Source organism: Caldithrix abyssi DSM 13497 (assembly GCF_001886815.1).
GTDB lineage: Bacteria > Calditrichota > Calditrichia > Calditrichales > Calditrichaceae > Caldithrix > Caldithrix abyssi.
This window is the reverse complement of sequence record NZ_CP018099.1, coordinates 1,713,328-1,740,050: the sequence shown is the minus strand read 5'-3', so window position 1 is coordinate 1,740,050 and position 26,723 is coordinate 1,713,328. Positions and strand designations below refer to the sequence as shown.

Annotated in this window: 25 protein-coding genes; 3 read left to right on the top strand and 22 right to left on the bottom strand. The window is 46.5% G+C overall.

What is annotated here, in order from left to right:
• Positions 1-27: 27 nt before the first annotated feature.
• Complete coding sequence (locus tag Cabys_RS06705; RefSeq protein ID WP_006929492.1) at positions 28-3,081, top strand: PAS domain S-box protein; 3,054 nt, start codon at positions 28-30, stop codon at positions 3,079-3,081.
• Here Cabys_RS06705 and Cabys_RS06700 read toward each other — a convergent pair.
• The 21 genes from Cabys_RS06700 to Cabys_RS06595 all read right to left on the bottom strand — a co-directional run bounded on the left by Cabys_RS06700 (position 3,078) and on the right by Cabys_RS06595 (position 22,448).
• On the bottom strand, positions 3,078-4,997 hold the full coding sequence (locus Cabys_RS06700; RefSeq protein ID WP_006929491.1) for a hybrid sensor histidine kinase/response regulator: 1,920 nt from the start codon (positions 4,995-4,997) through the stop codon (positions 3,078-3,080). The genes Cabys_RS06705 and Cabys_RS06700 overlap by 4 nt on opposite strands.
• 28 nt (positions 4,998-5,025) lie before the next feature.
• The gene (locus tag Cabys_RS06695; protein ID WP_006929490.1) at positions 5,026-5,361 is read right to left on the bottom strand and encodes a hypothetical protein; all 336 of its coding nucleotides are present in this window, start codon (positions 5,359-5,361) and stop codon (positions 5,026-5,028) included.
• A 145-nt stretch (positions 5,362-5,506) separates the two neighbouring features.
• A complete protein-coding gene (locus Cabys_RS06690; RefSeq protein ID WP_006929489.1) occupies positions 5,507-5,869 on the bottom strand; it encodes a hypothetical protein in 363 nt (120 codons plus the stop codon).
• 3 nt (positions 5,870-5,872) lie between these two features.
• Complete coding sequence (locus tag Cabys_RS06685; RefSeq protein WP_006929488.1) at positions 5,873-6,292, bottom strand: hypothetical protein; 420 nt, start codon at positions 6,290-6,292, stop codon at positions 5,873-5,875.
• Positions 6,292-6,669 (bottom strand): flagellar protein FlaG, encoded by a 378-nt coding sequence (locus tag Cabys_RS06680; protein ID WP_006929487.1) that lies wholly within the window; start codon positions 6,667-6,669, stop codon positions 6,292-6,294. Before Cabys_RS06680 ends, Cabys_RS06685 begins: the two co-directional genes overlap by 1 nt.
• An 18-nt stretch (positions 6,670-6,687) precedes the next feature.
• On the bottom strand, positions 6,688-8,166 hold the full coding sequence (fliD, locus tag Cabys_RS06675) for a flagellar filament capping protein FliD (RefSeq protein ID WP_006929486.1): 1,479 nt from the start codon (positions 8,164-8,166) through the stop codon (positions 6,688-6,690).
• A 21-nt stretch (positions 8,167-8,187) separates the two neighbouring features.
• Positions 8,188-8,514, bottom strand: coding sequence for a flagellar export chaperone FliS (gene fliS, locus Cabys_RS06670; protein WP_006929485.1), 327 nt, complete (start codon positions 8,512-8,514; stop codon positions 8,188-8,190).
• 80 nt (positions 8,515-8,594) lie between these two features.
• Complete coding sequence (locus tag Cabys_RS06665; RefSeq protein ID WP_006929484.1) at positions 8,595-9,419, bottom strand: flagellin; 825 nt, start codon at positions 9,417-9,419, stop codon at positions 8,595-8,597.
• Between the two features lie 787 nt (positions 9,420-10,206).
• Positions 10,207-10,875 carry a nucleotidyl transferase AbiEii/AbiGii toxin family protein gene (locus Cabys_RS06655; protein ID WP_006929482.1) on the bottom strand — a complete coding sequence of 223 codons (669 nt, stop codon included), beginning with the start codon at positions 10,873-10,875 and terminating at the stop codon, positions 10,207-10,209.
• Positions 10,862-11,446 carry a type IV toxin-antitoxin system AbiEi family antitoxin domain-containing protein gene (locus tag Cabys_RS06650; RefSeq protein WP_006929481.1) on the bottom strand — a complete coding sequence of 195 codons (585 nt, stop codon included), beginning with the start codon at positions 11,444-11,446 and terminating at the stop codon, positions 10,862-10,864. The genes Cabys_RS06655 and Cabys_RS06650 overlap by 14 nt, the downstream gene beginning before the upstream one ends.
• Before the next feature lie 388 nt (positions 11,447-11,834).
• The gene (gene cysS / locus Cabys_RS06645) at positions 11,835-13,289 is read right to left on the bottom strand and encodes a cysteine--tRNA ligase (RefSeq protein WP_006929480.1); all 1,455 of its coding nucleotides are present in this window, start codon (positions 13,287-13,289) and stop codon (positions 11,835-11,837) included.
• 12 nt (positions 13,290-13,301) lie between these two features.
• On the bottom strand, positions 13,302-14,324 hold the full coding sequence (locus Cabys_RS06640; protein WP_006929479.1) for a D-alanine--D-alanine ligase: 1,023 nt from the start codon (positions 14,322-14,324) through the stop codon (positions 13,302-13,304).
• The gene (gene gltX, locus Cabys_RS06635; RefSeq protein ID WP_006929476.1) at positions 14,321-15,754 is read right to left on the bottom strand and encodes a glutamate--tRNA ligase; all 1,434 of its coding nucleotides are present in this window, start codon (positions 15,752-15,754) and stop codon (positions 14,321-14,323) included. The genes Cabys_RS06640 and gltX overlap by 4 nt, the downstream gene beginning before the upstream one ends.
• Complete coding sequence (locus tag Cabys_RS06630) at positions 15,747-16,385, bottom strand: DedA family protein (protein ID WP_006929475.1); 639 nt, start codon at positions 16,383-16,385, stop codon at positions 15,747-15,749. Before Cabys_RS06630 ends, gltX begins: the two co-directional genes overlap by 8 nt.
• A 1-nt stretch (position 16,386) precedes the next feature.
• Entirely contained in the window at positions 16,387-16,788 is a 402-nt protein-coding gene (locus Cabys_RS06625; protein ID WP_006929473.1) for a hypothetical protein, read from the bottom strand.
• A 15-nt stretch (positions 16,789-16,803) separates the two neighbouring features.
• Entirely contained in the window at positions 16,804-17,835 is a 1,032-nt protein-coding gene (queA, locus tag Cabys_RS06620; RefSeq protein ID WP_006929471.1) for a tRNA preQ1(34) S-adenosylmethionine ribosyltransferase-isomerase QueA, read from the bottom strand.
• Between the two features lie 23 nt (positions 17,836-17,858).
• Positions 17,859-18,878, bottom strand: a complete 1,020-nt coding sequence (gene ruvB / locus Cabys_RS06615) for a Holliday junction branch migration DNA helicase RuvB (protein WP_006929469.1) — start codon at positions 18,876-18,878, stop codon at positions 17,859-17,861.
• A gap of 5 nt (positions 18,879-18,883) precedes the next feature.
• The gene (gene ruvA, locus Cabys_RS06610; protein ID WP_006929468.1) at positions 18,884-19,483 is read right to left on the bottom strand and encodes a Holliday junction branch migration protein RuvA; all 600 of its coding nucleotides are present in this window, start codon (positions 19,481-19,483) and stop codon (positions 18,884-18,886) included.
• Between the two features lie 9 nt (positions 19,484-19,492).
• A complete protein-coding gene (gene ruvC, locus Cabys_RS06605; RefSeq protein ID WP_006929467.1) occupies positions 19,493-19,972 on the bottom strand; it encodes a crossover junction endodeoxyribonuclease RuvC in 480 nt (159 codons plus the stop codon).
• A gap of 6 nt (positions 19,973-19,978) precedes the next feature.
• Positions 19,979-20,734, bottom strand: coding sequence for a YebC/PmpR family DNA-binding transcriptional regulator (locus Cabys_RS06600; RefSeq protein ID WP_006929466.1), 756 nt, complete (start codon positions 20,732-20,734; stop codon positions 19,979-19,981).
• Positions 20,735-20,966: 232 nt separating this feature from the next.
• Entirely contained in the window at positions 20,967-22,448 is a 1,482-nt protein-coding gene (locus Cabys_RS06595) for a B12-binding domain-containing radical SAM protein (RefSeq protein ID WP_006929465.1), read from the bottom strand.
• Positions 22,449-22,544: 96 nt separating this feature from the next.
• Here Cabys_RS06595 and Cabys_RS06590 point away from each other — a divergent pair, with 96 nt between their 5' ends.
• Both Cabys_RS06590 and Cabys_RS06585 read left to right on the top strand, forming a co-directional pair.
• Positions 22,545-23,549: a sensor histidine kinase gene (locus Cabys_RS06590; protein WP_006929464.1), complete on the top strand. Its 1,005-nt coding sequence runs from the start codon at positions 22,545-22,547 to the stop codon at positions 23,547-23,549.
• On the top strand, positions 23,546-24,232 hold the full coding sequence (locus Cabys_RS06585; RefSeq protein WP_006929463.1) for a response regulator transcription factor: 687 nt from the start codon (positions 23,546-23,548) through the stop codon (positions 24,230-24,232). The genes Cabys_RS06590 and Cabys_RS06585 overlap by 4 nt, the downstream gene beginning before the upstream one ends.
• A 146-nt stretch (positions 24,233-24,378) precedes the next feature.
• Here the strand turns inward: Cabys_RS06585 and Cabys_RS06580 are convergent, their stop codons facing one another.
• Positions 24,379-26,406, bottom strand: a complete 2,028-nt coding sequence (locus Cabys_RS06580) for a urocanate hydratase (protein ID WP_006929462.1) — start codon at positions 26,404-26,406, stop codon at positions 24,379-24,381.
• Positions 26,407-26,723: the final 317 nt, after the last annotated feature.

The following is a 26,723-nucleotide window of genomic DNA, read 5'->3' as shown; positions in this document are numbered from 1 at the left end:
GGATGAAGAAAGTTTAGGAACGGATTCATGAACGACATTTTATTCATCAATTCCCGAGTGAACGGATTTCTTCAACTTAAAAATATTTTACAAAAAGAAGAAAGAAAATTCGTTGAGGTTACGCCCCCCTTCACCGCCCTTGATGAGCTGCAGAAAGACTCTTTTGCTTTGATTATCATCGATACTGAATCGTATCCTGCAAAGACGAATGTATTAGAGCAGATCAAAAAACAAAGGCCCGAAACCCAAATCATCCTCATCGCCAATGGAAAGGCGCCACAGCCAGGCCGGGCGTCGCTTTGTGATTTCGTTGTTGACGCCGAATGCGCCGATGGATTTGAAAAAACTGTGGAAAAGGCTTTGAAAATCTGGCAATTAATGAATGAAAATAAAGCGCTGCAAAGCGAAAATATTCGCTATCAGCAGCGCCTGGAAGAGTTGATTGAAATCCGCTCCAGAACCACAAGGCAAAGCGAGGCGTCTTTCCGGCTGATGTTTGAAAACAACCCCATGCCCATGCTCATCTTTGATATCAAGAGCCGTAAAATTATTACGGCCAACCATTCGGCTTCTCTGCTTTATGGCTACACCTTTGATGAATTCATCTCTATGAAAATTGATCAATTATTTGTGCAGCCGGATGAAATTTTATGTTTAATTCCGCAGGACTACAACGAAGCTCTGATTCAACAAACCAAAGAACTAACTCATCAACGGAAGGACGGCAATTTAATAGAAGTGGAGGTATTAAGCCATTCTCTTACCTTTCACGGCCGTCAAACCTGCTACATCATGATCAAAGAGATCACTGCGCAAAAAAAGACTTTGGATGCATTAACGGCTTCCGAAAAAAAGTTCAGGATGCTGTATAAAAACTTAACTCAGGGTGTGTTTAATTTAACGCCCGATAAAAAAATAACCATGATCAACAAAGCGGCGCGTAAAATATTTCATTTTCCTGATGATAAACGCCGCTTTTCATTAAAGGATTTTGCAGACCTGAAAATTTACAACACGTCGGGCAAACGCGTAAAAATCGAACAATTTCCCCCATTCGTCGCCCTGGAAAAAGGCCTACCCTTAACCAACCATATTCTGAAAATCCGTTATTTGCCCCGAAGAAGCAAGTGGATTGTAATGGACGCCATTCCGATTATTGAACACAATACGGTAAAAGAAGTGTTCGTCTATATTAATGATATTACGCCGCTTAAAAAAGCGGAAAAACTGTTGCGCTCCAACGAAAAAAAACTACGCGCCATCCTTGACGCCCTGCCCGATCAATTGATGCTATTAACCATTGACGGGACGATACTGGAAGTTAAAGACGGCGAGTTTTTTAACGTGGAACCCCATTTGATCCTTGGTAAATCATTTTTTGAGTTGGTTGCCCAGCCCATTGCTCAACGATTTTACAACATGCTGCGTCTGACCAATCGAACGGGCGAAATTCAAACATTTGAATTTCAGCATCAGGTAAAAGGAAAATTAAAACATTTCGAAGCGCGCTTGAGTAAAAGCCATGAAAATCAGATATTGTGCCTTTTAAGAGATATTTCGGAACGCAAAAAATATGAAACCGATTTGCAAAAAAGCGAGAACCGCTTTCGCATACTCTTAGAGTCCACATTTCAGGCAATCATTTTAATTGACATTCACGGGCGCATTAACCTGGTCAATTCAAAAACAGAACAACTGTTCGGTTACTCCCGCGACGAGCTCCTTTTAAAACCTGCCGATACGCTGCTGCCTTTTAGCTTAAGAGGCAAGGATAACATTCTTAATCAGAGCCGTTTCAGACATCTCGAAGATATCCGGGCGACTAAATCCGTGGAATTAACGGGCATGCGCAAAGACGGAATTGAGTTTCCCATTGAAATTCAACTGACGCCTGTGGAAATGTTGGACGGTCCTTTTGTGATGGGCGTAATTTCAGACCTGTCAGAAAAGAAAAAGTTGGAAGCGAGAATGCGGCGCATCGAAAAATTAGAAGCCATCGGCCAGTTAGCCGGAGGGATTGCCCATGATTTTAACAACGTTCTTGCCGGGATCATTGGGCTTGCAGAATTATCTTTACGCAAAATTAAAAGCGACAGTCCGGTTCGTGAAAATATTAAACTCATTATCAATAAGGCGGAAAACGCGGCCGATCTGGTTCGAAAACTTTTAATGTTTAGCCGGCAGCAAAAAATTTCGCTGCAAAACATCAACCTGAACAAAGTCGTCCTTTCCAACAAAAAGATTTTACAAAGATATCTGGGAGAAGATATCCATTTAATCGTTACTTTAGAAGACGACCTTCATTTAATTCACGGCGATCCCAGCGCCATGGATCAAATTTTGACCAACCTGTGCATCAACGCCCGCGATGCCATGCCGGATGGCGGTGAATTAACCATACAAACGCATAATGTTACGCTTAAAGAGAGTGAAGCGGACATCCCGCCGGGCAATTACGTTCAGCTTATTGTCGCCGATTCCGGCATTGGTATGAGCGATGAGATAAAGGCGCACATCTTCGAACCGTTTTTTACCACCAAAGAAGTGGGAGAGGGAACCGGACTGGGGCTGGCCACCGTGTACGGGCTGGTGCGCCACCACGGCGGATATATTCAGTTTGACAGCGAAATTGGCGAGGGTACTGTTTTCAGAATCTATTTTCCGGCCGTCAAGCCGCACTCGGCTGTTTCGCCGACCGAGGATTCGCAGGAAACGGAAATGGTAAGAGGAGGCAATGAAACCATCTTATTGGTGGACGATCAGATTGATATTTTGACCACGTCAAAAGACACGCTGGAATCGTATGGCTATAAAGTTTTAATATCAGGCAGCGGCGTTCAGGCGGTGGATATTTTAACCAAATATAAAGATTTGATTGATCTGGTTATCTCCGATGTGGTAATGCCTGACATGGATGGCATTGAACTGCGGATGCTTTGTCAGCAAATCAAACCGGACATCAAATTTTTACTAATGAGCGCCTTTAGCCCCAAACTGGAAAACGAAAAGGATTATTTGTTAAAACCGTTCGTTGGGCATCAACTGGCAAGAAAAGTAAGAGAAATTCTCGATTCGGATTAATATTCGAAAATTTCTTCTAATTTTTTGGCCAATTTGTTAGGCGAGAATGGTTTTGAAATATAATCGATATCTTCTGTCACCATACCTTGCTTGCTGATCGCATTATCGTCATATCCCGTCATGAACAAAATTTTGAGGTCGGGATTCTCTCTTTTAAGTATCCGGGCCAGTTTACGGCCGTTCATTACCGGCATTACCAGATCGGTTAAGATTAATTCGATGGTGTCGGCGTTTTCCTGGTAAACCCTCAGGGCCTGTTCGCCATTAGCCGCCTCCAGCACATTGTAGCCTAAATTACGCAGGGTATCGCAAATCAACTCACGCACCAGATACTCATCTTCCACCACCAGAATTTGTTCTCCCCGCCCTTTTAGATGCTTTCTTTCGCTCTCTTCTACTTCGCTGGAGGTCCTGGCTTTAATCGCCGGAAAATAGATTTTAAAGGTGGTGCCCTTGCCGATCTCGCTGTATACGGAAATATGTCCGTTGTGCTGCTTAACAATGCCATAGACGGTGGCCAGCCCTAAACCGGTGCCCTTCCCTTTTTCTTTTGTCGTAAAAAAGGGCTCGAAAATCCTTTGCTGCACCTCTTCGGACATGCCCATGCCGGTGTCCGAAACGTTGATAACCACATAATCGCCCGGGCGGACGTCGGGATGGAACCGGTTGTAGCTGCGGTCCAGTTTAATCTGCTCGGTTTCAATGATCAGTTCACCGCCCTCCGGCATGGCGTCCCGCGCGTTAACCACCAGATTCAGGATGACCTGTTCTATTTGGCTGGGATCGATCTTAATACGCCAGATTTTGGGATCAAGATTGGTTATTAATTCGATATGCTCGCCAATCAGACGATTGAGCATTTTGGAGAGTTCCTGGATGGTCTTGTTGATATCAAGAATTTTCGGCTGAACCACCTGTCTGCGACTAAAGGTCAGCAGCTGGCGCGTTAAAGAAACCGCCCGTTCGGTGGCTTTTTTCATTTGATTGATATAACTGTTGATCGAAGCGTTTTCATCCAGTTTGTTCTTTAACAGATCGATGTAGCCTTCTATGACCGTTAACAGATTATTGAAATCATGAGCCACGCCTCCGGCTAACTGGCCGATGGCCTCCATCTTTTGCGACTGACGCAGTTGCGCTTCCAGTTGTTTGCGCAGCGTAATATCGCTTAACACAGCCACCACCACCACCGGCTGCCCAGCATCATCTTTAACGGTTGAAGTGGACAGAAAAACGGTGATCTCCTTGCCGTCTTTTCGTTTGGCCCGCAGCTCGCCGTTCCACCCGCCATTAATGGAAGCCGGTAGAATATTCAGTTGGAATTCATAGCCAATGAAAGGCGAGAAAAAGAATTCGATATTGCGTCCGATCACTTCATTTCGTCTGTAGCCGAATGTGTCTAAAAACGACTCATTTACAAAAATGATTTTGCCCTCAAGATCAAACAAGCCCAGGCCCTCATTCACCTGGCGTAAGGCATGCGAAAGCATATTTCGCTCAACTTCCAGTCGTCTCAGCTCGGTAACATCTTTAAGAAAGCAAATCGCCACAGATTTTTCGGTAATTTCTGCTAATTCATTTTTCTTTAAATGCAGCTTAACGGGAGCCAGGCGGTTTTCTACGCCTTTAAGCACCAGGTCAAAGCTCACGTCGGCCTTTTCTTGATTTAATGAATTGATACGATCAAGAAATTCTTTTAAATCCGAAATAATAAAAAAGTTTAAAAAAGGTTTGGCTTCGATATCCTCTTTTTGATAGCCCGATAGGTTTAAAAAATTCTGGTTGACATGCAGGATTGTCAAAGCTTCCAGATCAATGAGTAACGCCCCTTCCGGCGCCATCTCTAAAAATTGGATTAAATAATTATAACCAGAAAGTGCATTATTTTCAGACTGTTTCCGAACAGTTGCATCCATATTGAATTCCCGGAATTTTATGGTGGCGTTATTTTAATCGACTTACTTTTACCGTCCTTAGCATCTTGTCTACAATCTGGTCGATCACTTGCGAGTCAAAATAATATTGAGAGGTGATCCGCTCTTTAATTTGATCAATTTCCTCCGGCGTTATGGTTTGTGCGCTTTTCACTTTATCCAGAAACTGGCTGGCTTCGCTTTTTAATTCTAACAGATGTTTCGCTTCCGGCGAAATATTAGTATTGACGCTCCGGGACGCCGTGTCGCTTTTTACGTTTTTTGCGCTATTGTTCCTCTTTGCGCCCGTGGAATTTTGCGTTTTATCCACGCCGGATAAACCCAGGATGTCCCTTATGAGGCTCATATTTTGACCTCCTCTGTCATTAAAATATTCTTCACTATAATCGGTCGTTGGTTCGTTCAATTTTTTAAATTATTTTTTTACTTTTTTAAATATTAAAGCGAGGATAAACAGGTCGGCAATCGAGGGTAGATTGATCAGGCGGCTTTTACAAATTTTTAAAACCGGGGAGATCTAATAATTTATCGATAATTTTATCAATAACTTCTTCTCTCAGGTAATGATTGGATTGCAAACGCGCTTGAATTTCTTCCAGTTCTTCGGCGGAGAGGGTTTCTTTTTCTTCAACCATTTTTAAATAACGCTCCGCTTCGGCTCTTAATTTCATTAATTCTCTGGCCGAGTCGGAAATTTTAACCTGGGCGCCAGAGGTTTTACCGGCGGCCATTTTGTCGGTTTCTTTTATGCTGGCTTTCGCCTCCGCTTCGCGTGTTTTTACCTTTTTATTGATCTTATCCGGCCGATCGGAGGCGGCGCCTGCTAATCCTAATTGACTTAACTTATCAACCATTTTTTACTCCTGAATGATATCCATGACTCGCGAATATCCATCCGTCATTTTATTATTTCTTCTTGCCGAAATCAAATCGGCATGTTGTTTGACATATTGATTTTTACGTTTGCGCAAAGCCGCGTAAATCTGATCGTCAATTTTTACCAGCTTATGGGCCAATTCCGAAATATTCTGCACCATTTTTTTGCCGTTCTCATCCATCTTCTGTTCCGCCAATTCACCGCGCATCTTTTCCAGTTTTTGGATTTGATCGATCCATTGCTGACGCATACCCACCATTTTGTGCAGTACCGATATGGGCAACGAATCGATTTGATCCACAATCTTTTCTGAAAATTGCAAAACTGCTTTGAAAGAATCAAGTTCCTGCGCTAAAATTTCATTCATATTGCTGGGAATTTTTGTTTCCTGCTGAAACATTAAGCCCTCCCGTTGTAAATAATGCCGGCAATCTCTTCCAGTTTGTCCATCAGATCAACCATTTGCTCCGGTGGAATCTGGCGAATAACCTTGCCTGTTCCTTTTTCCGTAACCAAAATTTTTGATATTTTACGCTCCGGGTCGTAATAAAAAGAGATCTTTGTGCTAAAACGGTTAACGTATTGGTTAGCCCTTTCTACCAGCTCTTCTACGGAAACTTTTCTATTTTCAGCCGTGCGTTTCGCGTTCGCTTCTTCTTCGGTTTTAAAATGCGCATTCTGTTCTTTATTCTCATCTTTTAGATTGACGATTTTTGATTGATCGAGGGCAGCCAGTTTTTTAACCTCTATTTTGTCGTTGATTCTTAACTCGTCCATGGCTTCCTCCTAAAATTTTTATCCGCCTGTAATGCCAAATGAACTAAAAAACATTTGCTGATTTTGCAGCATGTAAATGGTCTCTTGCATCTTGGTAAATTCTTCAAAATATTGTTTTTCTTTTTTATCAAGAATCTCATTCATATAATCGATTCGGTCTTCTAAGGAACGAATGCGGCTGTCTATTTGTTTTTTGCTGGAATCAATGGTGCCGCCGGTTTTTACAAAGCGATCGATATAGTCGATTAACCTGGTAGCCACGCCATCGGAGGTGGTAAACAGATCGGAGACAAAAGATGGATTGGCTTCTAAGGCTGAGGTGAACTTTTCCGTGTCTTTGATGGAAAGTTTCCCGTCTCTATCGGCTTCGATACCAATACTGTACAATAAACGATAGTTGGAATTGGCCGCGCTGTCAACCGGTTCGGAGACCATCGTGCGCAATTCGGCAATCATGCCCGAATAGACAGAATCCTGGCTTAAAGCGCCTTTTTCGTAGGTGTCCGGATTCATGCGTGCATTTTTCTTTAAAAAGTCAACCACCTCGTTGTATTTATCAATAAATTCTTCAACGTCTTTTTGAACCGATTCCAGGTCGGTATCCACGCTTACCGTCACCGGTTGGCTAAAAACATCCAGTAATTTAAAAGTAATCCCGGAGTAAGCGTCATCTACATTATTGGAGTCGCGATACATGGTTAAGCCGTCCAGTTGAAAAACGGAGCTCAGTTCGCTGTCGGTTATCGACGTTCCAACATTGTAGATGTAACCGCCGGTTGTGCCTGAAGACAGGGCGTTGGTATTGACGCCCAGGGTATCTAACAAAGCGCTGGTTCCGAACTCCATGCGATAGGTGTAGCCGGTTTGCTCGCTTTTGAGCACAAGGCGGGAAAAGCCGCTCTGCTCGCTGATTACATCGGCATGAACCACTTCTTCGGAGGTAATGGTTTCATTGGCCACGGCTTCGGCCATGGCGTCGTTAATGGCCTGAGCAATATTGGCGATGGCTTCTCCATTGGTTCCGGCAAGCTGGTCTGCGGTTACGGTTATCGATATCTGCACGCGGTTGGCCGGATCGGTGTCCGTAGGATGCGCCACTTCGATGGTAAAGGTTTGATCGGTGGTAAACGAATTAAAATCGCTGCCGCTGTCGCTAAACTGGTTGGAAACGCGCGTGTCCGATTTGGCCAGTTGCTGAACGGTTAAGGTGTGATTTCCTTTGGAGGCGCTGTTATCGACGCGAACGCCGATTTTCTCTTCATCGCTTGAAGCGGCTGTTTTGGCCTGAAATGGCAGTGAAACCAGATCGTTTAAAAACTCTAACTTGGTCTTTAAAGCGGAGAGCTTGGAATCCAGTTCGCTGAAGACGGACTTTTTACTATTCAGTTCTTCTTTTCTCTGCAGCAGTTCGTCCCGCGGTCTCGATTCGAATATCATGTATTGATCGACAAGATATTGAATCGAATTGGTGGAATTTCCAATGGAATACATATCCATTATGGCCTCCGTTATTTTTTTTTACAATAAATTAAAAGCTTTTGCCCAGGTCTTTTTCAAGTCGCTGAACGTGGCTTTTGCTTCGTCAAATTTTTTGTTATTAATCAGATGCATTAAGTATCGGTAAACATTCATAAATGTATTAGCAGTTTCTTTGTAGTCAAAGTTTAAAGATTGTACCAGGGCGTTTAAGGCGTTTCGGGCTTTAACGCTGTCTTTTTGCGCGCATGCAGTAATTGCCGCATCGTAGATGTAAGCGATCAACTCTTCTTTACTGGCCGACATAATCTTTTGCACCAGATAGGGATTGTGTTGAGCTCTGTTCTGTCCTGGTCTGTAATTCATCATCTTTTCATCTCCTGTTTAAAAGTTTAAAGGTGGAGAGCCCGAAGCTCCCCACCACGCCATTTTCTCGCCACCCGCTTTTATTAACGGAATAAAGACAGTACTAACTGCGGAGCGGAGTTGGCCTGCGTTAAGGAAGACAGCGACGTTTGTTGCAAAATCTGCAATTTCATCACTTCCATTTGCTCTTTGGCAAAGTCTGCATCCTCAATGGTACTGCGGACCGATTCCGTATTGGTGATGGCATTGGACAGATTCGATTGTTTGGATTGTAAGCGCACTTTGTACTCGCCCAGGGTCTTCATGTGACCGGCCAGCGTATCAATAGCGCTGGAAATGGTGCTGATGGCTGTACTGGCGCCATTTGCCGTGCTTAAATCGATGGAGCTGATGCCCAGGCTGCTACTGTCTGCGGCGCCCAGAGAAACCGACAGCTGCTCCGTGCCGTCCTCGCCAGTCTGGAATGCCACCGAGTAATTTCCGTCAACTAATTTGGTGTCGTTAAAGGTAACGTTGTCGACGATGTCGTCAATTTCTTTGATCAGTGCGTCAGCCTGACCGTCAATGGCGCTGCGTTGAGTGGAATTTAAGCTGCCGTCGGCCGCCTGTGTGGCTTTCTCCTTCAGGGTTTGAAGGATATCCATGATGTTGGAGTAAGCGCCCTCTGCCACATCAAGGATATTCTGGGCGTTGGATACGTTGTCCAGAGCCACCTGCAAACCGCGTGTACGGGCTTCCAGACCGCGCGCCAGCATATAACCGGCAGGATCTTCAGAAGGCGAGTTGATGCGCTTGCCGGTAGCCAGTCGCAACTGGTGCTTGGCAATGTTGTTGCTCACCTTGCTGAGAATGTTGATGTTTTGCATGGCCGGAATGTTAGCGGCGATGCGGGTTAAGTCAGTTCCCATAATTGAACCTCCTTGGTTTAAATTTGACCTTCGTCCCGGAATTTTTTCCGTTTTTTTATGACCTCTAATGCATCTGTCGTTAGGTGCTTTTATTTTTTAAATTTTTTTTTAAAATTTTTTCAAAAAAAATAGGAGATGTTTGGATGGATGATTCGGGGCGGACACTGCGATTCACCGCGGGAGGGACAGTGAAGAATTGGGGGAATAAGTGTAAGAGTATCTGTAGGTCATTCCGGCCGAGCGCAGCGAGAGCCGGAATCCGCTGCATTATGAAAGGGATTCCTGCTTGCGCAGGAATGACGTGGGAAGGGGGGAAGGGATTCCCGCTTTCGCGGGAATGACTGTCTGGTGTCATTCCGGCCGAGCGTAGCGAGAGGCGGAATCCCTGGATTATGAAAAGGATTCCCGCTTTCGCGGGAATGACGTGGAAGGGTGGAAGGGATTCCCGCTTGCGCGGGAATGACTGCCTGGTGTCATTCCGGCCGAGCGTAGCGAGAGCCGGAATCCCCTGCATTTTGAAAGGGATTCCTGCTTGCGCAGGAATGACTGTGGAAGGGGGGAAGGGATTCCCGCTTGCGCGGGAATGACTGCCTGGTGTCATTCCGGCCGAGCGTAGCGAGAGCCGGAATCCGCTGCATTTTGAAAAGGATTCCTGCTTGCGCAGGAATGACGTGGAAGAGTGGAAGGGATTCCCGCTTGCGCGGGAATGACGTGGAAGAGTGGAAGGGATTCCCGCTTGCGCGGGAATGACTGCTGCCGAGCGTAGCGGAAGCGGTCAATGTATGGCCTATTTTTTCATGCGCGCGGACAGTTTCTCCTTCAGGTAGCGAAAACCATTCTGCACATAGTAGCGGCGCAAATCGCTTTCAATAACCGAGCCCAGCGTTACCTTAAAATCATTAACCGTAAAACCTTCTATTCGCTTCAACAGCTGTTCAATTTGTTCATTATCAAGCGCGGGTAGTGGCGTCCCCTGACGGAGCAAAAACTCTAGATCAAAAGCATCGCGGATGGCGCCGCGCGACATTAAAGCCTGAACCTTGTTTATCATCGTTTGCCGCAGCGTATGCCCTTTAAGCAAAACCTGTTTGACGCTAAAATTGGAAAAGGCAATCTTTTCCTCGTATTCCCAATCCGTTAACCTACGTCGCACTTCAATCTTTAACCTTCCGGGGAACCGCGACGATCGCATTTCCACTAAAATCGTAAAATGTTTGAGTTGCGCATCCGTTATTTCATACGTTTTGCCCAGAATTCGCACCAGCCTGTCCAGCAGATTCTGATCGTCCTGCGCGTTCAATTTCCAGAAATCGAGATCAACCGAGTAACGGGGCAATTCATGGCATAAACGCAGCATCGTACCGCCGCCAAATATCAGGGCGTCCAGCAAGCGGGCGCTTTTTAAACAGGCAAGCGCTTCTATTTCGAATACTTCATGCTGGTTAAGCCAGTTCATGTTCTGCCGCCATTTGCTTTACAGATTCAGGGAATTTTGTTAATAGACTTGCTATTTTTTGACGATCAAATTTACCGAAATCAATGGCCGCCACATCCAGCGTGTAGCGCTTTAAACTCATTAGATAAAACGCATCCAACAAAGCTTTTTCCGCTTCGGCAATAAAGAAATTTCTCTGTCGGACAAAGCCAAAATACAGATCGGATTTAATTTTGCTGTAATGAAATATGGTCTTCTCGATGTTTACCTGCTTTGTGCGTTTCAAAGCAATGGATTCGATGAAATCTCTCTGAATCTGCGTTGAAATCTGGTAATAAGACAGAGCGGTCATCAAAGAAACATAGGATGGCGTTTGGATGAGATTGGCGAATTGAAATTTTTGTTCGATTGAAAAATACGGCCACTGTTCGGCCAGAACGTACATGTCGCGCTTGAGTCGGATCAGCAAACCGGCCCGCACATAGCGGGAAGCGATCACTTTTGCAGAGGTCGGTAGAACGTTCAGAACACGCTCTAAATCTCGCAAGTTGAAAATAGGTTTGTTAATGTTCCTTAAACGCAGCGCTTTCATTCAGTACACCTGATTAACATATTTGTTAACTAAATATACTTAGAAAAATGTTCAAACACAAACGTAAAACATCCGGTTTTTTAACGGAAGGGAGGAAGGGATTCCCGCTTTCGCGGGAATGACGTGGAAGGGTGAAAGGGATTCCTGCTTGCGCAGGAATGACTGTGGAGAGGTGGAAGGGATTCCCGCTTTCGCGGGAATGACTGTCTGGTGTCATTCCGGCCGAGCGCAGCGAGAGGTGGAATCCACTGCATTATGAAAGGGATTCCTGCTTGCGCAGGAATGACGTGGAAGGGGGGAAGGGATTCCCGCTTGCGCGGGAATGACTGTGGGTCGGGGTTAGGCCGGCGCTCTGCCGCTGGCTAAAGAGGCGAGCCGCTCTCCACCGCTATTTGTATTCCCACACCGTGCCCTGGGACGTATCCTTTAATTCAATATTAATCTGCTGCAGGCGGTTGCGGATTTCGTCGGCCAGAGCAAAATTCTTTTCTTTACGCAAGGCGCTTCTGATATCGATCAAAATTTGCACTACAGCGTCCACATCGCCGCTGCGTTTGCTTTCAAACTCCGCATAATCTTTAGGCAGCAGTCCCAGCACCTTACCGGCCGTTTCTTCAATCACCTGCACCGCCTTTTTGTGCGTCTCTTCTGTCACCGTCTGGCCGGCATCCAACCAGCCGTTGATCTCTTTCAAAAATTCAAACAATTCGGCCAGCGCCTTTGGTGTGTTAAAATCGTCATTCATAGCCTGAATAAATTTCTGGCGGTAGGTATCGATTTTCTTCTCGAAAGTTTCGTCCTTGCCTTTTGCATTGATTTTGGCTTTAAGCAAACGGGCAAAGGTCTGATGAAAGCGCCCCAGTCCCTTTTGCGCCGATTCCAGCGCCTGATCGCTAAAATCAAGCGGCGAGCGATAGTGGCTGGACAACACAAAATAACGAATGGCCAGCGGCGTGTATTTTTTGACGGCATCTTTAATGGTAATAAAATTACCAAGCGACTTGCCCATTTTTTGCCCGTTAACGGTTACCATATTATTGTGCAACCAGTAACGCGCAAAGGGTTTATCATTGGCCGCCTCGCTCTGGGCGATTTCGCATTCGTGATGCGGAAACACATTTTCCAGACCGCCGCCGTGGATATCAAACGGTTGCCCCAGATACTTGGTGGACATTACCGAACATTCGGCGTGCCAGCCGGGATATCCCCTGCCCCAGGGGCTGTTCCATTGCATGATGTGCCCCGGTTCAGCGCGTTTCCACACGGCAAAATCCGCCGGATGTTTTTTCTCCGGATTCTTCTCAATGCGCACGGCGGCCATCAGCTCGTCTAACTTGCGACCAGAAAGTTTGCCGTATTCCTTGAACTTTTGCACGTCAAAATAGATCGTTCCATTCACCTCGTAGGCGTATCCTTTTTTTAGGAGGGTTTGCGCCAGCTCAATTTGTTCGGGGATGTGTCCGCTGGCCCGCGGCGAAATATCTGGTCTTTCCACATTCAGTAAATCCATGTCCTCAAAATAACTGCGCGTGTAGCGTTCGGCAATTTCCATCGGTTCCAGCTGTTCCAGTCGGGCCTGGCGGGCAACCTTATCCTCCCCTTCATCCGCGTCGGAAACCAGATGGCCTACATCGGTAATATTTTGCACGTAACGCACGCGATAGCCTAAAAAGCGAAAATATCTGACGATGACGTCGAAGCTAATGTAGCTTTTAGCGTGACCAAGATGCGCATGGCCATAAACCGTGGGACCGCAAACATAAATGCCCACAAATCCCGGCGTGATGGGCTCAAATTTTTCTTTTTTTCGCGTTAATGTATTGTAAAGGTACAGCTCTTCCATTTTACTTTTCCTTTAAACCGATGGTAATTTTGGTTTTTTAAGCGCTTCTTCGACGATCATTTCCACAAGCGCATTGTAATTAATACCGGCATGGGCGCAGGCCATGGGCAGCAGACTGATGTCCGTCAGGCCCGGCAGGGTATTTACCTCCAGAATATACGGCTCTTTTTCCGGAGAGAGACGCAGATCCACGCGCGAATATCCATGGCAGCCCAGCACGGTGTGCGCCTTTAAAGAGATCTTTTGCACGATGCGCGCCGTTTCTTCATCCAGATTGGCCGGCACTTCGTAAAAGCTCATCCCTTTGGTGTATTTGCATTCGTAATCGTAAATTCCGTGCTTCGGTTTAATTTCCACCACAGGAAAGGTACGATTGCCAATTATACCCACGGTAATTTCGCGCCCCGGAATAAATTCCTCAACAATGACCTTGGGGCTTAAGGTAAAGGCGTTGTCTATGGCCTCTTCCAGTTCCTGATGATTATGAACGATCTTTAAGCCGATTGTCGAGCCCTGGTTGTTGGGTTTAACGACCTGAGGAAAGTCGATTTTTTTCAATTTTTTGCGCGAGGCGTCGGGACGTTCCAGAATGATGGCCCTGGGCGTGGGAAGCTTGGCGTTGCGGAAATACGTTTTACTGATGTCTTTTTCCATGGCCAGCATGGATGCCACGCGTCCGGAGCCGGTGTACGGAATCTGGGCGGCGTCCAGCATACCCTGCACCACGCCGTTTTCGCCCTTTCCGCCGTGCAAAGCGTTAAACACAAGGTCTGGCTTAAGTCGCTTTACAATTAAAAGATTTTTCAAATACATGCTGCCGCGATGCAGCGGTAACATGTCAATTTCCGGATATTGAATGCCGATCCAGTGGCGGTCGGTTTTGTTTAATTCGGTCTGTTCCTCTTTGGTGGCAATCGGATCGATCTTAATAACCTGATGACCGTTTTCTTCCAGGGCTTTAGCCACTTTATCTCCGGTTACCAACGAAACCTCGCGTTCGGTCGAATCTCCACCCATTAAGACGATAATTTTCATACTGCTAATGCCTGCCTTACAAAATGTTCTACTTTTTGTTTGCCAATCACAGAAAGGACAATCGTCAAATCAGGCCCATGCGTTTCGCCTGTAATGGCCGCGCGGATGGGCATCCATAAATTTTTGCCTTTCTGTCCGGTGTTTTTTTGCACCTGTTTGATGATCTGCCCGAATGTTTCGACGGAAAGTTCGTCAATTTCCGACAACGCTTCAAGCAATTTTTTTAAGATTTCTTTGCTTTCCGTTTTTTGCAGCCACTCCAGCGCCTCTGCATCAAACTGCAATTGATCTTTGAAAAAGACGGCTGTCTTTTCTGGCAGTTGATCAAAGCGCGTTAACCCCTGCCGAATGGCTTTTAAAATCAGTTGATTTTTTTGGCGATCGCCTGTATCCAATTCAAACTTGCGTAACCACTGCTCGCCGATTTTTAAATATTCTTCTTCGGCCATGCTGCGAATGTAATGGCCGTTCATCCACTCCAGTTTTTTAACGTCAAACACCGCGCCGGCTTTATTGACTCTTTCCAGCGAAAAGTGCTCGATCAATTCATGAAGGGCAAAAATCTCCTGGTCGTCGCCTTTATTCCAGCCCAGCAAAGCCACAAAGTTAACCAGCGCCGGCGCCAGGATGCCTTTTTCACGGTAATCTTCCACCGCTACATCGCCCTGCCGTTTGCTCAATTTGCTGCGATCGGGGTTCAATAGCAGAGGCAAATGGGCAAAGTTGGGCAGCTCCCAGCCAAAGGCCTGATACAGCAAGATGTGTTTGGGCGTGCTGGGCAACCACTCTTCGCCGCGGATCACATGACTGATCTTCATCAGATGATCGTCCACCACATTGGCCAGATGATAGGTTGGGTAGCCGTCGCTTTTAATCAAAACTTGATCATCGATGACGGCATTTTCAAAGGATACTTTCCCACGGATCAGATCATCCACGATGGTCATGCCTTCCCGCGGAACTTTCAGACGGATCACATGGGGCTCGTTCTTCATGCGCGCCAGGGCTTCTTCGCGGGGAATATTCCGGCAATGGCCGTCGTACATAATGGGCAAATTCTTTTTGGCCTGTTCTTCGCGCATGGCCGTTAAGCGATCTTCGCTGCAAAAACAGGGGTAGGCGGCGTCGTTTTCCAGCAACTGGCGCACATGCTCGTTGTAAATTTCCAGTCTTTCAGACTGGAAATATGGGCCGTAAGGGCCGCCTTTTTCGGGGCCTTCGTCATAATCCAGCCCCGCCCATTTCAACGTTTCCAGTAAATTTTCTACCGCGCCCGGCACGTAGCGCGAACGATCCGTATCTTCAATTCTTAATACAAACTTGCCCTTGTTGTGACGGGCAAACAAAAAATTGTATAATGCCGTTCTTAAACTGCCCACATGAACATAGCCTGTGGGGCTGGGCGCAAAACGAACACGGATTTCAGTCATTCAATTTTCCTTCAATTGATTTTACATTTTTCCTTCTCCGTACCACACGCAAAAGAATGACTAAGATAATGACAAGAACGCTAATGATCAAAACAAATTTATTGTACTGATGAATAAGATAGACAATCTTTTCCCAGTTAACGCCCAGCAGGTATCCGCCGTAAATCAGCAGTCCGTTCCAGACGGCTGCGCTTAATAAAGAAAGTAAGACAACCGGCAACCAGCGCAGGGCAAAAAATCCGGCAAAGAGCGAAATGACGCTGCGTGTGCCGCTCAAAAAGCGATTGGCGGCTATGACCCAGTAACCGTATTTTGCAAACCACGCCTTTACTTTATCCGATTTTTCAACGCTAAAAAATCTTTGCAGCAGTTTGCTTTCAAGGATTCTTGTGCCGACTCTCAGCCCGATAACATACATGGTAAAAAAACCAACCACGCTGCCCAGGGTTGTAGAAACGTACACGCCCCAGAAATGCAACTTCCCTGTAGAAACGAGATAAGCGCCAATCACCGTGACCGTATCGCCGGGAATGGGCGGAAAAACGTTTTCTACAAATGCGCTGACAAACAACAGCGTGTAAGCCAGCCATGGATTCAGTTGATTAAAGAACTCGCTCAGCGATTCTAACATCTTAAATCTCATCGCTTTTTTTAATGGAGGCAATGACCTGAATGCGCGCCGTCCCCGCCATCTTTTCTAACCAGTAGCTTTTAACCGTAAAGCGCTCGGGGCTGATAAACAACAAATCGGCGATCTGCCGGGCAAAATCATTTACCACTCCGGGTTTTAAATTTAATTCGCCTTCAATGGTACAATCCATATTAACAAGGGAAAAACCTTGATAGTAGAGTTTTAGTTCTATTTGTTTGATCTTATCCACAGGAGAGAGAAAGCCGAACTCAGGCCTTAAATGATTTAAACCTGCGGCGCCCAATAAAGCATCGACCACGGCGCTACACAGGGCAGCGAACGTGGTCGATGACACATCTCCCGTACTTTGATTGATGAATGCCAGTCCCAGGCCAACTTTCAAGGCAATCCCGCTCTCCTAAACAATCAGCATGGCATCGCCATAACTATAAAAGCGATATTTTTCTTTAACTGCTTCCTGATAGGCTTTCAGGATAAAATCCTTACCGGCAAAAGCAGCCACCAACAACACAAGGGTTGATGCCGGCAGATGAAAATTGGTAATCATCCCGTCAACCAGTTTAAACTGGTAAGGAGGATAGATAAACTTATCTGTCCATCCGGAGCTGGCTTTAGCCAGGTTGTCGGCATTGGCCACGGTTTCAAGCGTTCTGACGGTGGTCGTGCCCACGGCAATGATCCTTCCGCCATTCAACTTCACTTCGTTGATGTCGTGGGCGGCTTCTTCGGGCACTTCGTAATATTCAGAATCCATGTTGTGCCGCGTTACGTCTTCCACTTTAATGGGCCGAAAGGTGCCCAGGCCCACATGCAGAACAATCGGCACCACTTTAACGCCCTTGGCTTTGATTTTTTCCAGCAATTCATCGGTAAAATGCAGACCGGCGGTCGGCGCAGCCACGGCGCCTATTTTTTTAGCGTAAACCGTCTGATAATACTCTTTGTCGATTTCATCGGCTTCACGTTTAATATAGGGCGGCAAAGGAGAGGTGCCCACGCGCCCCAGAACTTCAAAAAAATCGCTGCCATTGTAATCGAAGCGGACAACGCGCCCCCCCGAAGTTGTATTGTCAATCACGTCGCAACCAAAGTCATTGGTAATCTGAATACGGTTTCCCACGCGCACTTTGCGGGCTGGCTTAACCAGCACTTCCCACATGGTGTCTTCTAACTGACGCAGCAGCAGCAACTCCACCTGGGCGTCCGTTTTATCTTTAATTCCAATGACTCGTGCCGGAAAGACTTTGGTCTCGTTGACTACCAGAGCGTCGCCTTCCTGTAAATAGTCAACCACGTCTCGAAAAATACGGTGCTCCCATGACTGTTTTTTTCGATTGAGTACCATCAAACGAGATTCATCTCGTTTTTCCAGAGGGTACTGGGCAATCAGCTCCTCAGGAACCTCGTATTTAATTTCCGATAGCTTCATTGTTAAACCACTCCTTTCCTGCTTTAAAAAAGCGAGGTTTGTTGATTCCTTTTATCTTTTTTTATCTTTAAATGTTCATACGCCAGATGTGTAACCACTCGTCCCCGAGGGGTGCGATCCAAAAAACCCTGTTGAATCAGAAACGGTTCGTACAGTTCTTCAATGGTGTCGCTCTCTTCGCCCACGGCCACGGCAATGGTGTTTAATCCCACCGGGCCGCCGTTGTATTTTTCAATAATGGTGTGCAAAATACGTTTATCCATTTCATCCAGTCCCAGTTCATCCACTTCCAGGCGGTTTAAAGCCATTTGCGCCACCTGAAGCGTTATTTTATTGTCGGCAATGACCTGAGCAAAATCGCGCGTTCGGCGCAACAGGCGATTGGCAATACGGGGCGTTCCGCGCGAGCGTCGGGCAATTTCCATGGCGCCGTCGTCGTCTATTTCTACATTTAAAATTTTAGCCGACCGTTTAATAATTAAAAACAGGTCCTCCGGAGAATAATAATCAAGACGCAACACCACGCCAAAACGCGCGCGCATGGGCGAGGTAAGCAAACCGGCGCGCGTGGTCGCCCCAATTAAGGTGAACGGCGAAAGATTTAACTGCACAGAACGCGCGCTGGGGCCCTTGTCAATTAAGATGGTAATATTGAAATCTTCCATGGCCGAATAGAGGTACTCTTCCACCACATTGTTTACGCGATGGATTTCGTCGATAAAAAGCACGTCTTTTTCTTTTAAATTGGTCAAAAGGCCGGCCAAATCCCCGGCGCGCTCCAGCACGGGACCGGAGGTCGTTTTGATGTCCACCTTTAATTCCCGGCTGACGATCATGGCCAGCGTCGTTTTGCCCAGGCCCGGCGGGCCGTAAAGCAGCACGTGGTCCAGCGCCTCGCCGCGCTGCCTGGCGGCCTCAATAAAAACAGCCAGGTTGTCTTTAACCTTTTGCTGCCCGACAAAGTCTTTTAAACTTTGCGGCCGAAGACTGTTTTCTATTTCTAAATCTTCTTCCAGTAATCCCGGACGAGCCAATTTACTCATAGGCTTTAAATTACCTGCAATGCGCGTTTAATGATTTCTTCCGATTTTTCGCTGTGATTAATATTTTGAACCTTAGAAACGGCTTTTACAGCCTGAATTTTTGAATAGCCAAGCGAGACAAGGGCCAATATGGCTTCGCTTTCCGCCTCGCTTTTGGGTTCAGATAACAAGGCGGCATTTTTTTCGGCTTCTACGCCTTCGGGCAGGGTTATTTTGTCTTTCAATTCAACGATTAAACGCTGAGCCGTTTTTTTGCCAATGCCAGAAATGGACGACAGGGTTTTAACATCCTGCGCATAAACGGCGCGCTGTACCTGCTCTACCGTAAGCCCGGAAAGTAAGGTTAAAGCCAGCTTGGGGCCCACTCCCGAAATACTTAACAGCCCCATAAACAGCTCGCGCTCCTGCTCATCGGCAAATCCATATAACTGAATCCCGTTTTCCCGTACATGAAGATAGGTTTTAAGCGTTGCCTGAGCTCCAGGGGCGGGTAATTTTTGAGCGGTGTTCAGGCTCACTTTAATATTGTAACCAAATCCATTGGTTTCTAAAATAATTTCAGTATTTCTATTGCTTACGATTTTTCCGCTAATGTATTCAATCATTCTGTAAAATTACTTTAAATTCGTTCTGTGCCAGTAACATAAAGCGGCTGCCAGGGCGTCCGACGCATCAATGGGTTCGATCTTTTCTTTAAGACCTAATAAGTGTTGTACCATAAACTGAACCTGTTCCTTACTGGCGGCGCCGTTGCCCACCACCGACATTTTAATTTCGCGCGGGGCGTATTCAAAAACCGGTATTCCGCTGGTTTCTGCCGCTACCATCACCGCGCCTCTGACATGCCCCATGGTAATGGCCGTTTTGACGTTTGTAGCGTAAAAAACACTTTCCATGGCCATCACCTGCGGCTGCGCTTCATTGATCAGCGCATTAATACGGGCGTAAATCTTAAACACCCTTTTAGAAAGACCTTCCGACGCTGCGGTGCGCACATGGCCGTATTCAAAGAGCTTTGGCTCCCCTTTTCCGTCAATCTCGATGATTCCAAAGCCGGTTATTTGTAACCCCGGATCGATGCCTAATATTTTCACCGACAACTACTCTTTTGAGACCAGACGCTCCATCTCGGCGTCTTCCATTTCAAAGTTGGAGTACACATTCTGCACGTCATCGTGCTCATCCAGAACTTCTAAAAGTTTAAGCATCTGCTCAGCCGTCTTGCCTTCAATTTTAATGGTATTTTGCGGAATCATGGTTAATTCGGCGCTTTCCATGGCAATATTCTTTTCTTCGAAAGCGTTGCGCACTTTATGAAAGTCCTCAAAGCTGGTGTAAATTTCGTAAAACTCATCCGTGGTCTGCATATCTTCGGCACCGCATTCCAGAGCAATTTCCAGCAAATCTTCCTCTGTGTATTGTTCCCGCGGTACGCGAATCAGGCCTTTGCGTTCGAATATCCAGGCAACGCTGCCATTTTCACCCAGATTGCCGCCGTATTTACTGAACAGGTGGCGCATTTCTGCAACCGTTCGGTTCTTATTGTCGGTTACCGCTTCCACAAACACAGCCACACCGCCGGGGCCGTAGCCTTCGTAGGTTACGTCTTCGTAAACCACGCCAGGTAATTCGCCTGTTCCTTTTCTAATGGCGTTATCGATATTTTTGGCCGGCATGTTGGCCGCCTTGGCCTGAGCGATGGCCACGCGTAAACGCGGATTGGCCTCCGGATCTCCGCCGCCTAAACGGGCAGCCACCGTAATCTCTTTGATTATCTTTGTAAATATTCGACCGCGCTGGGCGTCAACGCGTGCTTTTTTATGTTTAATCGAATGCCACTTAGAATGACCGGACATAATACCTCCTTTATTTAAAGAGTTTAAATTTAATAAATTTGAAGGGGGTTTTCAAAAGAATTTAAGTTTTTGAAATTTGGAAAGTTATAGATGCATGACGGCTTTGCGCTTTAAAGGCGATTTATCTTCTCGTTTTTAAGTCCGCGACCAGATACGGCGCGCCCTTCAGGCGCACAGGAACGATGTTTTACCAATGCCGCCGGCGCTCGCTTAAAACACAAAGCCGCCTCATTTAGCTCAGGCTTCTGGCCACTCTGCGGAAATGATAGCCAAAAATGGACAGACGGACGGTAAGAGGAAACTTTTTCGGGAATTTGATTAATGAATAGAACAGAATCTTCCAGTAACGCATGCGCCCTCTTTCAAACAGGCCCAATACAAATAAAGATTTAACGAACGCTTTTATTTCGGTCAGCGAAAGTCTTCCGCCTTTTCTTTCGGGCATTCGATAATCGCGCAAAAATACCTTCAGACGCTCATAGAACCCTTCCGGATCATAAAGCTGATTCAGCAATTTCTGGTACTGCTCCTTTAAAAACTGCAAATCCATTTTAGGGATAATATTGGTGCTGCCATCCATGTTGTCGCCGCTCATGGTTTTAATTAACCGGCCCTGCTCCTTCATGCGCTTAAACAGGCGCGTGCCGGTGGGCGCGCTTAACAAACCGACCATGGCCGTAATGATGCCGCTGTGTTGAATAAAGTTTTTCTGGATGTCAAAGATTTCCGGCGGATCATGATCAAAGCCCACGATAAAGCCTCCGCTTACGATCAGCCCGTGGCGCTGCATTTTTTTGACGGCCAACAACAAATCCTTACCTGCGTTTTGCTTTTTATTGCTTTCGCTTAAACTTTGCACATTGGGCGTTTCGATGCCCACAAACACCGAATCGAAACCGGCCTGAACCATTAAATTCATTAACCGATCGTCATCGGCCAGATTCACCGAAACTTCCGTAATAAAGGAAAATGGCCGTTTGTGCGTTTCCATCCAATCAATTAACGCCGGAAGAATTTCTTGTTTTAAGATTTTACGATTGCCGATAAAATTATCATCCACAATAAAAACGCTGCCCCGCCAGCCCACATCGTAGATGGCCTGCAGTTCGGCTAAAAACTGAGGCGCCGACTTGGTGCGCGGCTTGTGCCCATTTAAAATGGTAACATTGCAGAAATCGCAGTTAAAGGGACAGCCGCGAGAAAACTGCAAACTGAGGCTGGCATAACTTTTTACGTCAAGTAAATCCCAGCGCGGAACAGGCGTTTTTTGAATATCCGGAAAGCGCTGCGCCCGGTAAACCTTTTTGGCCTTTCCATGTTGTAGATCATGCAAAAATTGTGGCAAAGTTTCCTCGCCTTCGCCTAAAAAATAATGATCGGCGCCGGGCAACAATTGCCTGTCGGTGGTGACCAGCGGCCCGCCGACGGCCAGCGGCACGTTATGCCGATTGGCGCGGGCAATCACCTGCTGCATGGATCGCAAATGGACATTCATGCCGCTTAAAAACACCATATCCGCCCACGTCAGATCATCATCTCGCAAGGGAGCCACATTCATGTCCACCAGCCTCAGCTCCCAGGCCTGCGGAAGCATGGCCGCAATGGTTAACAAACCCAGCGGCGGCTCGGATGATTTTTTTGAGATGAACTTTAAAGCGTGACGAAAACTCCAGAAGGTAGCCGGTGTTTGGGGTGAAACTAACAAAATATTCATGGCCTGCCTTCTTTTTCTTTATTTTTCAATGAAAAATTACTAAAATAAAGATAACACATAAATGAATAAAATTTGTAAAAGAAGTGTAAAATCGAAATGAAAAGACGCGCCAACTACATACATCCCCTGTTAATCTTTATTGCCATGCAAATTATCTGGCTTTCGTTGTTGGCCTTGTGGATTTACTGGTATGTTTCTAATTATAAGCTGGTGCAGGAATTTGGCGCAAAATATCTGCCCGATTTTTTCCAGTCCACAACGCGCGTTCAATTTTTCACGCTTATCTTCGGTCTGATCCTCTTTATTATTCTGTTAGCGGGCATGTATTTCGTTTTTATCTTTTTAACCAAACAGATCAACATCAATCTTCTTTACGAAACTTTTATCGCCAACTTTACGCATGAACTAAAATCGCCGCTGGCCTCCATTCAACTTTATCTGGAAACCATGTCGCGCAGAAAAATTGATGCGAAAACACAAAAAGAATTTTTGGGACGCATGCTGCAGGATACGCAACGCCTGAAGCGCGTTATTGACGCCATTCTGGATATTTCGCAAATTGAACAACGAAAAAAAATGTTCAACCGGGAACTTGTCTCAGTAAAAGATACCTTCCCACAATTGATAAAAAGCAGCCAGCAGCAATTTAAAATCCCTGATGAAAACATTCGCCTTAAAGTGGAATGCGACGGATTTGTCAAGATAGACCGCGATGCCTTTCAGATTGTTTTCAGCAATCTGGTTGATAATGCCATCAAGTATTCCGCAGGTAATTTGCAGATTGACATTCGCATTTTCAAACAGGGCAAAAATTTGATCATTGAATTTTCCGATCATGGCATCGGTATCCACAAAGAAGATCAAAAGCAAATTTTTCAAAAGTTTTTCCGCGTCTCACGCTCCCATTTACCCGATATTCGCGGCACCGGTCTGGGGCTTTACCACGTTCGCGAAATCATCAGAGGACACGAAGGGAAAATTACCGTCTTTAGTCCGGGGATTGGTAAAGGCACCACATTCACCATCGCTTTACCATTAATTAATATTAAAGATCGCGAACCAACTTTCAGACTGGCAAAGAAGAAAGGGCTGTTAAAATGAGTAGAATCCTGCTCGTTGAAGATGAAGAATCGCTGGCCCGCGGTCTGCAATTTAATCTGGAAGCAGATGGCTACCAGGTTACGCTGGCCCGGGATGGACAGCAGGCCATCGAATTATTTGATCAAGAGGATTTTGATCTGGTAATTCTTGACGTTATGCTACCATACCATAGTGGCTTTGAAGTGGCCGAACATATCCGGGAAAAAACGCAGCAGTTGCCCATCCTTTTTCTGACCGCCCGGCGCGATACCGGCGATAAAATCAAAGGGCTTAAAGTCGGCGCTGATGATTATTTGACCAAGCCCTTTTCGCTGGACGAACTTCTTTTGCGAATCGAACGCATTTTGCAGCGTAAAACCTGGTATCGGCAGGACGATAGTTTACATCTTAAACTGGGCGAATGGGAAATAGACCTGGAAGCCCTGCAATTAAAAAAGAAAGACCTTAAGGTATCGTTAACGCCTCTGGAAGCCGGTGTTCTAAAATATTTACTGAAACACCGCGGCAAGATTGTTTCGCGCAAGGAATTGTTAAAAAATGTCTGGCACACCGATTCTGAAATTGAAACCAGGACGGTGGACATTTTCATCGCCCGCCTGCGCAAATATCTGGAAGAAGACCCGCTGAATCCACACTGGATTAAAAGCATTCGCGGCGCCGGCTACATGATTCCTGAAGAATAAATGATCAAGGGCCGCTTTTCCTCTTTTCAGAGCCGGAAAAAGGGGAAGGGGCTTCGGACACCCGACCCATTGCCCTCCCCCTCAACCTCTAAACTTTTAAACTCCTAAACCTCTAAACCGATATTCCTTCCCCGTCCGCGCTAAGATTATTGATCCAATTCCTTTTCAACGATCTCTTCCACAAAGCCTTCTGGCGGCAGGAAAGGCATAGTGATATGGCCTTTGTCTTTATTCACTTCATTCCAGCGTTTTGCCGTTTTCATGGCATTAACATTGCGCGCCCAGCTTCTACGAGCCACGCCGCCCATTACATCCCAGGAAAGCGCGCTGCGAATGATCTGATCCACGCGCTCGCTGCCATCCAGCACCAGCCCAAAGCCGCCATTGCTGGCCCGTCCGATGCCCACGCCGCCGCCGTTGGAAAGCACCACCAGGGTCATGCCACGCGCTACATTGCCGGCAAAACAGTGCACGCTCATATCGGCCGTTACTCGGCTACCGTCGTAAATATTGGCCGTTTCACGGAAGGGTGAATCTGTGCCGGAAACATCATGATGATCCCTGCCGATGATTACCGGGCCAATTTCGCCCTTGCGCACCATTTCGTTAAATTTTAAAGCGATCTTCATGCGCCCTTCTTCATCCGAGTACAAAATACGCGCTTTGGTGCCCACCACCAGTTTGTTTTGCTCCGCGGTTGCAATCCAGTGGTAATTATCGCGGTGCAATGAACTAAGTGTGGGATCAATACACGCCATGGCTGCCCGGTCGGTTTTACGCAGGTCTTCATCCTTGCCGCTGAGACAGACCCAGCGAAAGGGGCCAAAGCCCTGGTCAAAACAGATCGGTCCCATGATATCTTCCACATAAGAGGGCCAGATAAATCCTTCTGAGGTGTCCCGTTTATTTTTAGCGATTTCTTTTTCGCCGGCTTCAAACACCGAAGCCATAAAACTATTGCCGTAATCCCAAAAATGGCCGCCCTTATCGGTCAGCCGTTTTAAGGCTTTAAAATGACGTTTTAACGAAGCATCCACCAGTTCTTTAAAGCGCTGCGGATTATCTTTGATCAGCTTGCGTCCCTCTTCGAATGAGATGCCGGCAGGCGTGTAGCCGCCTTCGTAAACCGCATGGCAGGAAGTCTGATCGGAAAGTAATTGCACTTCAACATCATGTTGGTCGATGTACTCGAGCAAATCGACAATGTTGCCATGATAGGCAATGGAAACAGATTCCTTTTTACGCCGATACTCGTCAATCCACAAAGCGATTTGTTCCAGATCGTCCGAGATTTTGCTCACCCAGCCCTGATCGATGCGTGTTTGAATGCGGCTGTAATCCACCTCGGCAATCACGCCAATGCCGCCGGCGATTTCCACCGCTTTGGGCTGCGCGCCGGACATTCCGCCCAGGCCGGAAGAGACAAATACCACGCCTTTTAAGTCGCCGTCTTCCGGGATGCCCAGGTACTGGCGCCCGGCGTTTAGAATGGTAATGTAGGTTCCGTGCACAATGCCCTGCGGCCCGATGTAAAACCAGCCGCCAGCTGTCATTTGACCGTAATTGGAAACGCCCATAGCCGCCAGTTTTTTAAAGGTTTCGGGATTGTCCCACTGCCCCACAATAAGACCATTGGTGGATATAACGCGCGGCGCATTGCGATGCGAGGGAAACAGGCCCAGCGGATGACCGGAACTGATGACCAGGGTTTGATCTTCGCGCATGATTTCCAGATATTTTTTGATCAGCAAATATTGCATCCAGTTTTGACACACCTGACCGGTTTCGCCATAGGTTACCAGCTCGTAAGGATAAAGCGCCACGTCAAAATCGAGATTGTTGTCGATGTTCACCTGCAGAGCCCGCGCTTCCAGTATGCCTTTGTAGGCGTCAACCGGTTTGCCGTAAATGCGTCCTTCCGGGCGGAAGCGATAACCGTAAATCCGCCCCATGGTCTTTAGCTCTTCCATAAATTCCGGCGCCAGCTGCTCATGCAATTCGTTGGGAACGTAACGCAAGGCATTTTTTAAGGCAATGATCGCTTCGTGTTTGGTGAGATTAAATCCCCGACTGGGCGCCCGTCTGATGCCCGGCAAAAACTCCTTTTTCGGTGGAAGCTCGGCGGGCAATTGGACGTGAACAATATTCTGCATATTGGTTTCCATTGTACTCATAATCGGTCTCCACTTTGTTTAATGAACACATCATTAATTTAACAATAGAATACATTGAAAGCATTAAAAATTTATGTCTATTAAGCTAAGGAGAAAAAGTTTTTTGCAAAAATGGAATGCTGAAACGAATGGAGGATTGAAATGGAAGGAGCGGGGCCCGCCGGCTTTTAAGGGCAGAGGCGGCAAACATTTCTGAATCAGGTTGCGCGAAAGCTCACGGTCATATCCCGCCATTTTGTGGCGTGTGGTTGATTTTTTCATCATTTATCATTATTATTTTAATGATATTTCCCTTAAAAGCACAAAAAGGGAGGACA